Here is a 14,179-nt window from a genome sequence, read left to right on the forward strand (position 1 = left end):
GACCTCTTGCCGGACGCAGCGAACGCGGCGCTCGACCCGACCGACCTGGCCGACCACCCGGCCCGCCCCGCCGAGCCGGCCCCCGGGCCCGCCGCCGCCCGCTCGGGCCCGTGGCGCTGGGGCGCCGTGGCCGCCGCCTGCGCCGCCCTGGTCGCCGGCACGCTGGCCGCCGCACCGAGCGTCGCCAGCACCGCCGTGCCCGTTGGCACCGCCGGGGACGCCGCACCGGCCACCGGCGCCGACACCCCGCACGCCCTGCCCGCCGCCCAGGCCCCCGACCCCACCCGGGCCCAGCTCCCGCTGGACTGCGGGCCGATGCCCACCGCGGTCTCGGTCAGCTTCGCCGCCGACCTCGGCGACGGCACCCCCGCCACCGTGGTCGCCGCACACTGCCAGGCCGGCAGCGGCACCGCACCCGACGGCGTCTTCGTGCTCACCCCCGGCCCCGACGGCACCCCGCAGGTCCGCACCACCCTGCTGCGCTGGCAGGAGGGCTTCACCGTGACCCGCCTCGCCCTGCGCTCCGACGGCACCGTCACCGCCGCGGCCCAGGGCTTCTCCACCCCCGACGTGCCGCGCTGCTGCCCGGACCTCAACGTCCTCTTCGACTGGACCCGCCAGCCCACCGGCGACTACCGCCGCACCCAGCACACCACCCCCACCGCGGCCACCTGAGCCCTCCTCAGTCGGCGTCCGGACCGTACACCTCGACCCGGTCCGCGACCCGGCGCACGTGGATGCACTCACCGGGGCAGTCCTTCACCGAGTCCACCACGTCCTGAAGCAGCGTCAGCGGGACCGCCACCGCCGCCCCCGGCTCCTGCCGCAACTCCTCGTCCCCGTCCTTCACATAGGCCAGCCCGTCGATGTCCAGCTCGAAGACCTCGGGCGCGTACTGGACACAGATCCCGTCACCGGTGCACAGGTCCTGATCGATCCACACCTCGAGCGGCGCGGCGCCTTCCGTCCCACTGGTCACTGACATCGGTTCCTGCCTTGAAAACGGTCACGATCGGGTATTGACTCGCTCGACCCTACCCCCCGGCCGCTTTCCGAGCGTGTGCGGTGGGTATCTGCTTGCCGAGGGGAAGCACACACGGGTGAAGATCGGACACACCCCTTCCGTCTTTCTTGATCTAGGGGTTTACACGACCCCTGGTGCAGGTAGGGTCTGGAAGCATCCCGCTCCCCGGAGGAGGTGAGGACCGTGGCCGCCCACGATGACGACTACAACCGCAGTGAGGGAAAGCCCGCCCGTGGTTCCGACGAGGCCGCCCAGGTCTCGTACCTGGAGCAGGAGATCGCCGTGCTGCGTCGCAAGCTGGCCGACTCCCCGCGCTCTTCGAGGGTCCTCGAAGACCGGATCGTCGAGCTCCAGACCAACCTGGCCGGAGTGACCGCTCAGAACGAACGGCTCGCCGCCACCCTGCGCGAGGCCCGCGACCAGATCGTGGCCCTCAAGGAGGAAGTGGACCGGCTCGCACAGCCCCCCGCGGGGTTCGGCACCTTCCTCAGCGCCAACGAGGACGCCACCGCCGACATCTTCACCGGCGGCCGCAAGCTGCGGGTGAACGTCAGCCCCACCATCGACCTCGAGCAGCTGAACCGCGGGCAGGAGGTCCTGCTCAACGAGGCGCTCAACATCGTCGACGCCTTCGCCTTCGAGTCGATCGGCGACCTGGTCACGCTCAAGGAGGTGCTCGAGGACGGCGAGCGCGCGCTGGTCGTCGGCCACACCGACGAGGAGCGGGTGGTCCGCCTGGCCGAGCCGCTGCGCGAGGTGACCCTGCGCCCCGGCGACGCGCTGCTGCTGGAGCCGCGCTCCGGCTACGTCTACGAGGTCGTGCCCAAGGCCGAGGTCGAGGAACTGGTCCTCGAAGAGGTCCCGGACATCGACTACCGCCAGATCGGCGGCCTCGGCACCCAGATCGAGCAGATCCGCGATGCGGTCGAGCTGCCCTACCTGCACGCCGACCTGTTCAAGGAGTACGAGCTGCGCCCGCCCAAGGGCGTCCTGCTCTACGGGCCGCCCGGCTGCGGCAAGACGCTGATCGCCAAGGCCGTGGCCAACTCGCTGGCCAAGAAGGTCGCCGAGGTCACCGGGCGCCCGCAGGGCAAGAGCTACTTCCTCAACATCAAGGGCCCCGAACTGCTCAACAAGTACGTCGGCGAGACCGAGCGGCAGATCCGCCTGGTCTTCCAGCGGGCCCGCGAGAAGGCCGGCGAGGGCACCCCGGTCATCGTCTTCTTCGACGAGATGGAGTCGCTCTTCCGCACCCGCGGCTCCGGCGTCAGCTCGGACGTGGAGAACACCATCGTCCCCCAGCTGCTCGCCGAGATCGACGGCGTGGAGGGCCTGGAGAACGTCATTGTCATCGGCGCCTCGAACCGCGAGGACATGATCGACCCGGCCATCCTGCGCCCCGGCCGGCTCGACGTGAAGATCAAGATCGAGCGCCCCGACGCCGAGGCCGCCAAGGACATCTTCTCCAAGTACCTGAAGGCCTCGCTGCCCTTCCACCCCGACGACCTCAAGGAGCACGACGGCTCGGTGGAGGCCACCGTCGCCGCCATGATCCAGTCGGTGGTCGAGCGGATGTACGGCGAGACCGAGGAGAACCGCTTCCTGGAGGTCACCTACGCCAACGGTGACAAGGAAGTCCTCTACTTCAAGGACTTCAACTCCGGCGCCATGATCCAGAACATCGTGGACCGGGCCAAGAAGATGGCGATCAAGGACTTCCTCGACCACGGCCAGCGCGGCCTGCGGGTCTCCCACCTCCTCGCGGCCTGCGTCGACGAGTTCAAGGAGAACGAGGACCTGCCGAACACCACCAACCCGGACGACTGGGCCCGCATCTCCGGCAAGAAGGGCGAGCGGATCGTCTTCATCCGGACCCTGGTCACCGGCAAGCAGGGCGCCGAGTCCGGCCGCTCGATCGACACCGTCGCCAACACCGGGCAGTACCTGTAACAGCGCTCCAGGCACGACAGCCGCGGCTGGCGGACCGGACGGTCCGTCAGCCGCGGTGGCACAGCAGGGACGTCGGTGCCCCGCCCGGTCGGGGCGGGGCGGCGGGCAAGGAGGGCCGCATGACCGTAAGGCGCGTGATGGGCATCGAGACCGAGTACGGGATCTCCGTACCCGGACACCCCAACGCCAACGCCATGCTCACCTCGTCCCAGATCGTCAACGCCTATGCGGCGGCGATGCACCGGGCGCGCCGCGCCCGCTGGGACTTCGAGGAGGAGAACCCGCTGCGGGACGCGAGGGGTTTCGACCTCGCCCGCGAGGTGGCCGACGCGAGCCAGCTCACCGACGAGGACATCGGGCTGGCCAACATCATCCTGACCAACGGGGCCCGGTTCTACGTCGACCACGCCCACCCCGAGTACAGCTCGCCCGAGGTGACCAACCCGCGCGACGCGGTGCTCTGGGACAAGGCCGGCGAGCGGATCATGGCCGAGGCCGCGGCCCGCGCGCTGGAGCTGCCCAACGGGCAGAACATCCACCTCTACAAGAACAACACCGACAACAAGGGCGCCTCCTACGGCACGCACGAGAACTACCTGATGCAGCGGGCCACCCCGTTCGCGGACATCGTGCGCCACCTCACCCCCTTCTTCGTCTCCCGCCAGGTGGTCACCGGCGCCGGCCGGGTCGGCATCGGCCAGGACGGCTCCGCGCACGGCTTCCAGATCAGCCAGCGCGCCGACTACTTCGAGGTCGAGGTCGGCCTGGAGACCACGCTCAAGCGCCCGATCATCAACACCCGCGACGAACCGCACGCGGACGCCGAGAAGTACCGCCGGCTGCACGTGATCATCGGGGACGCCAACCTCTCGGAGATCTCCACCTACCTCAAGCTGGGCACCACCTCGCTGGTGCTGGCCATGATCGAGGCCGGCTTCATCGCCGTCGACCTGGCCGTCGACCAGCCCGTGCGCACCCTGCACCGGATCTCCCACGACCCGTCGCTGCAGTACCTGATCACGCTGCGCAACGGCCGCAAGCTCACCGCGGTCCAGCTCCAGATGGAGTACTACGAGCTGGCCCGCAAGTTCGTCGAGGACCGCTACGGCCACGACGCGGACGAGCAGACCAAGGACGTGCTGACGCGCTGGGAGGAGGTGCTGGGCAAGCTCGAGCGGGACCCGATGAGCCTGTCCAAGCAGCTCGACTGGATCGCCAAGCGCGAGCTGCTGGAGGGCTACCGCCAGCGCGACGGCCTGGACTGGGACAACCCCCGGCTGCACCTGGTCGACCTGCAGTACAGCGACGTCCGCGCGGAGAAGGGCCTGTACAACCGCCTGGTGGCCCGCGGCCGGTTCGAGCGCCTGGTCACCGAGGACGAGGTGCGCCGGGCGGTGCACCAGCCCCCGGACGACACCCGGGCCTACTTCCGCGGCCGCTGCCTCGAGCAGTACGCGGAGCACGTCGCGGCGGCCTCCTGGGACTCGGTGATCTTCGACCTGCCGGGCCGCGACTCGCTGCAGCGGGTGCCCACCCTGGAACCCCTGCGCGGGACCCGCAACCACGTCAAGGAACTCCTCGACCGCTGCCGCACCGCGGAGGAACTGGTGCGGGTGCTCAGCGGCGGGTGACCGGATCATGACGGGGCGTGAAACCGTTCCGATCGGGAATCATCCGGGTGAGGTTCCGGCGTTTCATCAAGTACCAGTCGTAACGGGCAGCGCCTCGCGCCACCCGGTGTACAGGGCCCGGACCAGCGGGCCCGGACCGATCAACCGTGCCAGACGAATGCGAGCGGGGTGAGGGACATGGCGACCAAGGACACCGGCGGCGGCCAGCAGCGGGCCAACCGCTCCTCGGAGGAGACCGAGGAACAGGCGGCCGAGGCCCAGCAGTCGGAGGAACTGCGCGAACGGCAGGAAAAGCTGAGCGAGGACGTCGATTCCGTGCTCGACGAAATCGATGAAGTCCTCGAGTCTAATGCCGAGGATTTTGTGCGTGGCTTCGTTCAAAAGGGTGGAGAGTAATTAGTGTCCGAATTGCATTCCGAGGCACATTGCTCGAGATGCAAGCAGATACTTCCGGCGGCTGATTTCGCAAGGAATCGGTCGAGGTGGAACGGGCTGCAGGCGATCTGTCGCGCCTGCAGCGCGTTCTACTATGACCAGCGTCAGCTGGCCAGGGGGAAGGTCCCGAAGCCGCGCGTCCATGTGCCTGAAGGTCACAAGCGGTGTGCCAAGTGCGAGCACATCAAGCCGCATGCCGAATGGGACCGCAATCGCCGCGCGTCGGACGGGCTCTCGGCGTACTGCAAGGCCTGCCGGAAAATCGACAATCGGCGCCGGCATTTCGAGAAGAACTACGGCATGACCGAAGCCGACCTCCAGGCCATGCTCGACACCCAAGCGGGCCGCTGCCCGATCTGTCTGGACAGGCCGGCAGAGCATGTGGATCACGACCACGAAACGGGTAGGGTCCGTGGCATCCTCTGTTTCGCGTGCAACGCGGCGCTGGGACAGATGAGAGACCGGCCCGACGCGCTCCGGCGGGCTGCCGACTACCTGGAAGGAATCGTGTGGAAGCCAACATGAGTGGCACCGGGCGTCTACCGGCTGCCTTCCTGACCCCGGGGTCCAGCTCGTTCATGGACTTCCTGGCGGCGCACTCGCCCGAGCTGCTGCCCGGGCGGCGGAACCTGCCCGAGGGCCTCACGATCGAGGCCCCGCACGGCACCACCATCGTGTCGGCGGTCTTCGACGGCGGCGTGGTGATCGCCGGTGACCGGCGCGCCACCATGGGCAACGTGATCGCCCAGCGCGACATCGAGAAGGTCTTCCCGGCCGACGAGTACAGCGCGGTCGGCATCGCCGGCACCGCCGGCCTGGCGGTCGAGATGGTCCGGCTGTTCCAGCTGGAGCTGGAGCACTACGAGAAGATCGAGGGCACCGTGCTCTCGCTGGAGGGCAAGGCCAACCGGCTGACCACCATGATCCGGGGCAACCTGGGGATGGCCATGCAGGGGCTGGCCGTGGTGCCCATGTTCGCCGGCTACGACCTCGACCTGGGGCGCGGGCGGATCTTCACCTACGACGTCACCGGCGGGCGCTCCGAGGAGCGCGGGTTCGCCGCCACCGGCTCCGGCTCGGTCTTCGCCCGCGGTTCGCTGAAGAAGCTCTACCGCAGCGACCTGACGGGGGACCAGGCCGCCACGCTGGTGGTCCAGGCGCTCTACGACGCCGCCGACGACGACTCCGCCACCGGCGGTCCCGACCTGGCGCGGCGGATCTTCCCGATCGTCTCGCTGATCACCGAGGGCGGCTTCCGCCGGCTGGCGGAGGAGGAGGTGGCCGAGATCGCGGTCTCGATCACCGACCACCGCCGCAACCAGCCGGACGGCCCGCAGGCCCCGCTCCTCTAGTCCGCCAGTCCGCCCCCCTGCCGGCCCGTCACGGGCCGGTGGGGCCCACAGCAGAAGGGATGACCAGCCGGTGTCCACTCCGTTCTACGTCTCGCCGCAGCAGGCCATGGCGGACCGCGCGGAATACGCCCGCAAGGGCATCGCGCGGGGCCGCAGCGTGGTCGTGCTGACCTACGCCGACGGCATCGTCTTCGTGGCCGAGAACACCTCCCGGGCGCTGCACAAGGTGTCCGAGATCTACGACAAGATCGCGTTCGCCGCGGTCGGCCGCTACAACGAGTTCGAGAACCTGCGGATCGGCGGCGTGCGCTACGCCGACCTGCGCGGCTACTCCTACGACCGGGCCGACGTGACGGCCCGCGGCCTGGCCAACGTCTACGCCCAGACCCTGGGGACGATCTTCTCCTCGGTGAGCGAGAAGCCCTACGAGGTCGAGCTGATCGTCGCCGAGGTGGGTCGCACCGCCGACGACGACCAGATCTACCGCCTCACCCCCGACGGTTCGGTGGTGGACGAGAAGAACTCGGTGGTGGTGGGCGGCAACGCCGACTCGATCGGGAACTACCTCGGCCAGCGCCACCAGAGCGGGATGGGCCTGGCGGCCGCGCTGAAGGTGGCCGTCGACTCGCTGGCCCGCGACCCCAACGGCGGCACCCCGCGCACCCTCACCCCGGAGCAGCTGGAGGTGGCGGTGCTGGACCGCAAGCGGCCGCAGCAGCGCAAGTTCAAGCGCATCCTGGGCGCCCAGCTCCGCCGGCTGCTGGCCGGCGAGGAGGCGGCCGCCGGTGAGCTCGGCGACGGCGACGAGCCGGACGCGGCGGCGGGTGGGGCGGCGGACGCCGAGTAGCGAGCGGTTCGCCCGACGGGGTGCGGCGCCCGGCGCGCCGCACCCCGTCGGCCTGCCCGTGGGTCACCGGCGGGACACGGATCGTGATCGCATTGGCACCCCGGAAGCGGTTTCAGATCGCCGCCGAAAGCGTAAAGTCCACACATGGACCGCCGAATTTTCGGGCTGGAGAACGAGTACGGCGTCACGTGTACGTTCCGGGGACAACGGCGTCTGTCTCCGGACGAGGTGGCCAGGTACCTCTTCCGCCGCGTAGTTTCCTGGGGACGCAGCAGCAATGTCTTCCTGCGCAATGGCGCCCGCCTGTACCTGGACGTCGGTTCGCACCCCGAATACGCCACTCCGGAGTGCGATGACGTCACCGAACTGGTGACGCACGACAAGGCCGGCGAGCGCATCCTGGAGGGCCTCCTGGTGGACGCCGAACGGCGGCTGCACGAGGAGGGCATCGCCGGGGACGTCTACCTGTTCAAGAACAACACCGACTCGGCGGGCAACTCCTACGGCTGCCACGAGAACTACCTGGTGGCCCGGCACGGGGAGTTCTCCCGGCTCGCGGACGTGCTGATCCCGTTCCTGGTGACCCGTCAGCTGATCTGCGGCGCGGGCAAGGTGCTGCAGACCCCGCGCGGTGCGGTGTTCTGCGTCAGCCAGCGGGCCGAGCACATCTGGGAGGGCGTCAGCTCGGCCACCACCCGCTCCCGGCCGATCATCAACACCCGCGACGAGCCGCACGCGGACGCCGAGCGCTACCGGCGGCTGCACGTGATCGTCGGTGACTCCAACATGTCGGAGACCACCACGCTGCTCAAGGTGGGCGCCACCGACCTGGTGCTGCGCCTGATCGAGGCCGGCGTGGTGATGCGCGACCTGACCCTGGAGAACCCGATCCGGGCGATCCGCGAGGTCAGCCACGACCTGACCGGTCGGCACCAGGTGCGCCTGGCCAACGGCCGGGAGGCGAGCGCGCTGGAGATCCAGGAGGAGTACTACTCGAAGGCGCTGGAGTTCGCCGACCGGAAGGGGCTGAACACCGGCACGGTGGGCCGGGTGCTGGAGCTGTGGGGCCGCACCCTGGAGGCGGTGCGCACCGAGGACCTGGCGAAGGTCGGCACCGAGATCGACTGGATCATGAAGTACCAGCTGATCGAGCGGTACCGGGAGAAGCACCAGATGAGCATGTCCAACCCGCGGATCGCCCAGATCGACCTCGCCTACCACGACATCCACCGCCGCCGCGGCCTCTTCTACCTGCTGCAGGGCAAGGGGCAGGCGCAGCGGGTGACCACCGACCTGAAGGTCTTCCAGGCCAAGTCGGTGCCGCCGCAGACCACTCGGGCCCGGCTGCGCGGGGACTTCATCCGCAAGGCGCAGGAGCAGCGGCGGGACTTCACGGTGGACTGGGTGCACCTGAAGCTGAACGACCAGGCGCAGCGCACGGTGCTCTGCAAGGACCCGTTCCGTTCGGTGGACGAGCGGGTGGAGAAGTTGATCGCCGGGATGTGATCCGGTGGCCTGCTGCCGGTGCGACGCGCCGGTGGCGGGTGAGAATGCGATTGCTCCGGTCGCCGCGGCCCCGCCTCCTCGGGAGGCGGGGCGCGCTGGTTCTAGGCTGATCACGTTTACTGATCCGTAAATGTGACTGACTGTGAGGACCGCCGTGCGCCGCAGAGCCGGGTTGCTCGTACTGCTGCCGATGGTGCTGCTGGCCGCGTGCAGCAGCAGCACCGCCGTGAAGAGCGGGCCGTCCACGCCGCCGACCAGTTCGGCGCCGAGCGTGCCGGCGCCGGTGGCGTCGGCTTCGCCGATGCCGCAGGTGAGCGGGGACTTCGGGAAGAAGGCCACGATCACGTTGAGCGGGCAGCCGAGCGGTCAGTTCGTGGTCAGCACGGTGAGCGAGGGCGAGGGTGCCACGGTCGCCAAGACCGACTGGGTGACCGTCAACTACACCGCCAAGGACTGGACCAGCGGCAAGGACCTGCCGAGTTCGTACGACGCGAACACGAAGCCGCAGCTCTACCAGGCCGGGATCGGGCAGCTGGTGCCGGCCTTCGACCAGAGCGTGGTGGGCAAGAAGGTGGGCAGCCGGGTGCTGGTGGTGGCGCCGCCGTCGGCGGCGTTCGGCAGCACCGGGAACTCGCAGATCGGGGTCGGCAAGGACGAGACCGTGGTGTTCGTGCTGGACATCATGGCGGCGGTGCCGCAGGACTCGGTGGTGACGGGCACGGTGACCCCGCCGCCGGCGAACCAGCCGCAGGTCAAGGACAACGGGAAGGCGGCGCCGACGATCACGGTCCCGGCCGGGGTGCCGGCGCCGACGTCGTTGCAGACCACGGTGCTGGTCAAGGGGGACGGCAAGCCGGTGCAGTCCGGTCAGACGGTGCTGGTGCAGTACACCGGGGTGCTCTACAGCAACGGGCAGCAGTTCGACTCCTCGTGGAGCCACGGCGGCGCGCAGGCGCTGCAGGTGGGGACCGGCAGCGTGATCGCGGGCTGGGACCAGGGGCTGGTGGGGCAGCCGGTGGGCAGCCGGGTGCTGCTGGTGATCCCGCCGTCGCTGGGCTACGGCGCGACCGCGCAGAGCGGAATTCCGGCCAACTCGACCCTGGTCTTCGTCATCGACATCCTGGAAGCTGTCTGACCAGGGTCGGCCGTTGCGGTGGGGCCCTGTCACGCGCGCGGGTGCTCGTGGTGTGTCATGCACACCCGGTGAGTGCCCGCGCTCATGGCGAGCTGACATACTGCTGCCGATTCGCACAGCGGCGAGCGACCTGATGGCGAGGATGGGGAGAAATGGCTGAGAATCCGTCGGGCCCGACCGAGGCCGACACCGCGAGCGGCCCGGTCGCCGATCCGGCTGCCCCCAGGCCGGGCGGTCCGCTGCCGGGCGACGGCGAGTCGATCGTCATCCCGCCGTCGATTCTCAAGCAGCAGGCGGGCTGGGCCAAGGAGGGCGAGGCCCGGGCGGCGGCCGGTGAGGGCAAGCCGGAGGAGCCGCAGATCTTCGCCTCCACGGTGCGCAAGCAGGACTTCTCCGAGGCCGACTACGAGAACGTGGGCGGCGGCGGCAAGCTCGGCGTGGTGCTGGGCGTGGTGCTGGCGGTGCTGCTGGCCGGCAGTGGCATCGGTCTGTACATCGTGAACAGCCACAACGACAAGTCGGCCAAGGCCTCCGACGCGGCGAGCGCGACCTCGCCCGCGTCCACCCCGCCGTCGCCGACCCAGGCCCCGGTGCCGCCGCTCAAGACCGACGCCAAGGTGCTGCCGACGGTGGCCGGTGACTTCGGCAAGAAGGCGACCATCACCCTCCCGTCGCAGGCCTCGGACGGCAGCTTCGTGGCGAAGCCGCTCTCCACCGGCAGCGGGGCGAAGATCAACAAGGGTGACTGGGTCTCGGTCGACTTCACCCTCAAGGACTGGCAGACCGGCAAGGACATCCCGGGCTCGTACGACCAGGGCAAGCCGCTGATCCTGCAGCCCGGCACCGGCCAGGTGATCCCGGCGATGGACAGCACGCTGGTGGGCCAGACGGCCGGCAGCCGGCTGCTGGTGGTGGCCCCGCCGGCCGCCGCCTTCGGCGACCAGGGCAACCCGCAGCTGGGCGTGGGCGCCAAGGACGACCTGGTGATGGTGATCGACATCGAGCGGGTGAACGCCCCCGACGCCCGGGTGAGCGGTGACATGACGGCCCCGCCGGCCGACTTCCCGCAGGTCAAGGTGAACGGTGCGAAGCAGGCCGACACCATCACCCCGCCGGCGAACGTGGCCGACCCGAGCGACCTGAAGACCGCGGTGCTGATCCAGGGCAACGGTCCGAAGGTGCAGAGCGGCGAGGAGGTCCTGGTCCAGTACACCGGGGCGACCCTGAAGGACGGCAAGAAGTTCGACTCCTCGGTGGAGAAGGGCCAGGCCTTCAGCTTCGTCACGGGTGCCGGGCAGGTCATCTCGGGCTGGGACAAGGGCCTGGTCGGGCAGAACGTGGGCAGCCGGGTCGAGCTGGTGATCCCGGCGGCGCAGGCCTACGGCGCGCAGCCGCCGGCGGGCAGCGGGATCCCGGCGAACGCCTCGCTGGTCTTCGTGGTCGACATCCTCGACGCGGGCCAGGGTTCCGGGGGCGGCGGCCAGTAGTGGCAGGATGGTGGCTTCCGGCCGCCGGGGCGACCCGCGGCCGGGCCTGAGACGCACGGGCGGCGGATGCCCGTACGGTGGGTTCCGGACGGAGCCTTCGTGCGGTGGGTCCGCCGCCGTGCTGTGTGGACTTGACTTGATTGGGCCGCCCGCGGGGCGGCCGATGAGAAGAGGCAGTTGTGACTGACATGACGAAGAAGCCCGAGATCGACTTCCCCGAGGGCGCTGCTCCCTCGGAGCTGGTGATCGAGGACATCGTGGTCGGCACCGGCGACGAGGCCAAGGCCGGCCAGACGGTCAAGGTGCACTACGTCGGCGTCACCTTCGAGACCGGCGAGGAGTTCGACGCCAGCTGGAACCGCGGCTCGGCCTTCCAGTTCCCGCTGGGTGCCGGCCGGGTCATCAAGGGCTGGGACCAGGGCGTGCAGGGCATGAAGGTGGGCGGCCGTCGCAAGCTGACCATCCCCGCGCACCTGGGCTACGGCAACCAGTCGCCGACCCCGGCGATCCCGGCCGGCTCGACCCTGATCTTCGTGGTCGACCTGCTCGGCGTCTGAAAACCCGTCGGTCCTGACCGGATCTGACGCTCCGTCGGCGCCGGCCGCGCCCCGCATCCGTGCGGGTCGTGGCCGGCGCCGACGCACACCGAGCAGCGCTATCCGATCTCGGCTTTCGCCGCAGGTCCCGCACCCGGTACGGTCGGGTCCGCCGGGTAGCGGACGTCGACCCGGCGCCCTGCGCCCGGCGTGGCGCCCGGCGGATGACAGAAGGGTCAGCGATGGCGATCGCCAAGGCAGAGCGGCTGATGAACCTCGCCCTGTGCCTGATGAACACCAGACGGCCGCTCTCCAAGCGGGAGCTGCGGGAGTCCGTCGAGGCCTACCGCGAGGCCTGGCAGTCCGGCAGCGAGGACGCCTTCAACCGGATGTTCGAGCGGGACAAGGACGATCTGCGCGAGCTCGGCCTGGTGATCGACGTCGACGAGAACACGCTCGACGGAGAGGCCGGCTACCTGGCCCGCCGGGACCGCAACCGGCTGCCGGAGATCGCGCTGGACGCCGAGGAGGCGGCCGCGCTGAGCCTGGCCGCCAAGGTCTGGCAGCAGGCCCGGCTCTCCGGTGCGGCCAGCGGTGCGCTGCAGAAGCTGCGGGCCGCCGGGGTGCCGTTCGACGAGGACGGTGCGGAGGGCCGGACCGCGCTGGAGCCCTACATCGCGGTGCGCGAGGCGGCCTTCGAGCCGCTGCTGATCGCCGCCCGGGACCGCCGGCCGGTCGCGTTCGACTACCGCAAGGCGGGTGCCGCGGCCGCCGAGCCGCGCGCGGTGGAGCCGTGGGCGCTGGAGTGCTGGCGCGGCCACTGGTACCTGGCGGGGTGGGACCGGGACCGGGGGGCGGTGCGGGTCTTCCGGCTCAGCCGGATCACCGGCAAGGTGCGCTCCCGGGCGGCCGCCTTCACCGCCGCGGTGCCCGAGCACGTGGACGTGCGCGCCTACGTGGCCACCTTCGCCGGCGAGGGCGCGACCGCCACGGCCATGGTGCGGCTGCGCCGGGGTGCCGGCTTCCCGCTGCGCACCAAGGCGCTGGCCACCAAGCCGGTGGACCAGGACTGGGACGAGCTGGAGATCCCCTACGGCCACGGCCTCGGTGCCGATCTCGCGGAGTACGGGCCCGACCTGGTGGTGCTGGGGCCCGAGGAGCTGCGGGCCGACGTGATCGACCGGCTGCGCGCGGTGGCCGGCCTGCCTGCTGCTGAGGGAGAACTGCGTTGAGCAACGCCATCGACCAGACCCGGCGGATGCTCTCGCTGGTCACCTACCTGCGCGAGCGTCCCGGGGCCGAGGTGGCCGAGGTGGCCCGGGCCTTCGGGATCACCGAGCGCGAGCTGATCGCCGACCTCAACGTGCTGCCGATGTGCGGCACCAGCTTCCGCGGCGGCGACCTGCTGGACATCGACACCGACGGCGAGCGGATCTGGTGGCACAACGTCGACGACGTGGCCCAGCCGCTGCGGCTGGCGGCCGACGAGGCGACCGCGCTGCTGGTCGCCGCCCGGGCCGTGGCCGGGTTGCCGGGGCTGCGCGAGCGCGACCGGCAGGCGCTCACCCGGGCGGTCGTCAAGATCGAGAACGCCGCGGGGGAGAGCGCCGAGGGCAGCGCCCGGGTCGGGGTGACCTTCGAGGCCGAGGGCCAGGTCTTCGCCGACATCGACCGGGCGATCGGCGAGGGCCGGCGGATCTGGCTGCGCTACTACTCGCACGGGCGCGGCGGCATGACCGAGCGTGAGGTGGACCCGATCCGGCTGCTCACCGAGGGGCACACCTACCTCGACGGCTGGTGCCGTACCTCGGAGGACCGGCGGCTGTTCCGGCTGGACCGGGTGGCCGAGATCAAGGTGCTGGACGAGCCGGCCGACCCGCCGCGGCTGGAGCCGCGCGACCTCTCCCAGGGGTTGGTGACCCCGGCCGCCGACGACCCGGAGGTGGTGGTCGAGGTCGGCCCGGCCGGCCGCTGGGTGGCCGAGTACTACACCCACGACCTGGCCGAGGAACTGCCCGACGGCGGCCTGCGGATCACCCTGCGCAGCTCCGACCCGGCCAGCCTGCGCACCCTGGCGCTGCGGCTGGGCCGGGACGGGCGGATCGTGGCGCCCGCGCCGCTGGCCGAGCAGGCCCGGGCGGCGGCGGTGGCGGCCCTGGCCGGGTACCCGGAGCTGTCATGACCGGTGACATGGTTCCCGGGGGCCTCGTCCCCGGGGCCCTCGTGCCCGGCGGCGCTGCCGCCGGGGCGACTGCCGCCGAGGCCGCCGGCGGCGG

Annotated in this window: 14 protein-coding genes; 13 read left to right on the forward strand and 1 reads right to left on the reverse strand. The window is 70.7% G+C overall.

Features of this window, described 5'->3' with window-relative positions; all coding sequences use genetic code 11:
• The first annotated feature begins 6 nt into the window (after positions 1-6).
• Positions 7-675 (forward strand): hypothetical protein, encoded by a 669-nt coding sequence (locus ACQRUO_RS19795; protein ID WP_428317304.1) that lies wholly within the window; start codon positions 7-9, stop codon positions 673-675.
• A gap of 7 nt (positions 676-682) precedes the next feature.
• Here the strand turns inward: ACQRUO_RS19795 and ACQRUO_RS19800 are convergent, their stop codons facing one another.
• Positions 683-979, reverse strand: a complete 297-nt coding sequence (locus ACQRUO_RS19800) for a ferredoxin (RefSeq protein ID WP_428317305.1) — start codon at positions 977-979, stop codon at positions 683-685.
• Between the two features lie 228 nt (positions 980-1,207).
• Here ACQRUO_RS19800 and arc point away from each other — a divergent pair, with 228 nt between their 5' ends.
• The 12 genes from arc (at position 1,208) to ACQRUO_RS19860 (ending at position 14,085) form a co-directional block, all read left to right on the forward strand.
• A complete protein-coding gene (gene arc / locus ACQRUO_RS19805) occupies positions 1,208-2,974 on the forward strand; it encodes a proteasome ATPase (RefSeq protein ID WP_428317306.1) in 1,767 nt (588 codons plus the stop codon).
• A 119-nt stretch (positions 2,975-3,093) separates the two neighbouring features.
• The gene (gene dop, locus ACQRUO_RS19810) at positions 3,094-4,605 is read left to right on the forward strand and encodes a depupylase/deamidase Dop (protein ID WP_428317307.1); all 1,512 of its coding nucleotides are present in this window, start codon (positions 3,094-3,096) and stop codon (positions 4,603-4,605) included.
• A 177-nt stretch (positions 4,606-4,782) separates the two neighbouring features.
• Positions 4,783-5,001, forward strand: coding sequence for a ubiquitin-like protein Pup (locus ACQRUO_RS19815; protein WP_428317308.1), 219 nt, complete (start codon positions 4,783-4,785; stop codon positions 4,999-5,001).
• 3 nt (positions 5,002-5,004) lie between these two features.
• Positions 5,005-5,565: an endonuclease VII domain-containing protein gene (locus tag ACQRUO_RS19820; protein WP_428317309.1), complete on the forward strand. Its 561-nt coding sequence runs from the start codon at positions 5,005-5,007 to the stop codon at positions 5,563-5,565.
• Positions 5,550-6,392: a proteasome subunit beta gene (prcB, locus tag ACQRUO_RS19825; RefSeq protein WP_428317310.1), complete on the forward strand. Its 843-nt coding sequence runs from the start codon at positions 5,550-5,552 to the stop codon at positions 6,390-6,392. The genes ACQRUO_RS19820 and prcB overlap by 16 nt, the downstream gene beginning before the upstream one ends.
• A gap of 70 nt (positions 6,393-6,462) precedes the next feature.
• A complete protein-coding gene (prcA, locus tag ACQRUO_RS19830; RefSeq protein WP_428317311.1) occupies positions 6,463-7,239 on the forward strand; it encodes a proteasome subunit alpha in 777 nt (258 codons plus the stop codon).
• A 144-nt stretch (positions 7,240-7,383) separates the two neighbouring features.
• Positions 7,384-8,745 (forward strand): Pup--protein ligase, encoded by a 1,362-nt coding sequence (gene pafA / locus ACQRUO_RS19835; RefSeq protein WP_428317312.1) that lies wholly within the window; start codon positions 7,384-7,386, stop codon positions 8,743-8,745.
• A gap of 154 nt (positions 8,746-8,899) precedes the next feature.
• A complete protein-coding gene (locus tag ACQRUO_RS19840; protein ID WP_428317313.1) occupies positions 8,900-9,880 on the forward strand; it encodes an FKBP-type peptidyl-prolyl cis-trans isomerase in 981 nt (326 codons plus the stop codon).
• A 152-nt stretch (positions 9,881-10,032) separates the two neighbouring features.
• Positions 10,033-11,367, forward strand: a complete 1,335-nt coding sequence (locus ACQRUO_RS19845; RefSeq protein ID WP_428317314.1) for an FKBP-type peptidyl-prolyl cis-trans isomerase — start codon at positions 10,033-10,035, stop codon at positions 11,365-11,367.
• A gap of 188 nt (positions 11,368-11,555) precedes the next feature.
• Positions 11,556-11,924 (forward strand): FKBP-type peptidyl-prolyl cis-trans isomerase, encoded by a 369-nt coding sequence (locus ACQRUO_RS19850; RefSeq protein WP_428317315.1) that lies wholly within the window; start codon positions 11,556-11,558, stop codon positions 11,922-11,924.
• Between the two features lie 221 nt (positions 11,925-12,145).
• Positions 12,146-13,135, forward strand: a complete 990-nt coding sequence (locus ACQRUO_RS19855; protein ID WP_428317316.1) for a helix-turn-helix transcriptional regulator — start codon at positions 12,146-12,148, stop codon at positions 13,133-13,135.
• A gap of 26 nt (positions 13,136-13,161) precedes the next feature.
• Positions 13,162-14,085, forward strand: a complete 924-nt coding sequence (locus tag ACQRUO_RS19860) for a helix-turn-helix transcriptional regulator (protein ID WP_428317318.1) — start codon at positions 13,162-13,164, stop codon at positions 14,083-14,085.
• The last annotated feature ends 94 nt before the right edge of the window (positions 14,086-14,179 follow it).

The sequence above is a fragment of the Kitasatospora sp. LaBMicrA B282 genome (assembly GCF_050325825.1).
In the GTDB taxonomy this organism is placed as follows: domain Bacteria; phylum Actinomycetota; class Actinomycetes; order Streptomycetales; family Streptomycetaceae; genus Kitasatospora.

What these genes read in the sequence shown, in the direction of transcription:
- dop (WP_428317307.1), top strand. Translation starts at nt 3,094, where the DNA reads ATGACCGTAAGGCGCGTGATGGGCATCGAGACCGAGTACGGGATCTCC.
- ACQRUO_RS19815 (WP_428317308.1), top strand. Translation starts at nt 4,783, where the DNA reads ATGGCGACCAAGGACACCGGCGGCGGCCAGCAGCGGGCCAACCGCTCC.
- pafA (WP_428317312.1), top strand. Translation starts at nt 7,384, where the DNA reads ATGGACCGCCGAATTTTCGGGCTGGAGAACGAGTACGGCGTCACGTGT.
- ACQRUO_RS19845 (WP_428317314.1), top strand. Translation starts at nt 10,033, where the DNA reads ATGGCTGAGAATCCGTCGGGCCCGACCGAGGCCGACACCGCGAGCGGC.
- ACQRUO_RS19850 (WP_428317315.1), top strand. Translation starts at nt 11,556, where the DNA reads ATGACGAAGAAGCCCGAGATCGACTTCCCCGAGGGCGCTGCTCCCTCG.
- ACQRUO_RS19855 (WP_428317316.1), top strand. Translation starts at nt 12,146, where the DNA reads ATGGCGATCGCCAAGGCAGAGCGGCTGATGAACCTCGCCCTGTGCCTG.
- ACQRUO_RS19860 (WP_428317318.1), top strand. Translation starts at nt 13,162, where the DNA reads ATGCTCTCGCTGGTCACCTACCTGCGCGAGCGTCCCGGGGCCGAGGTG.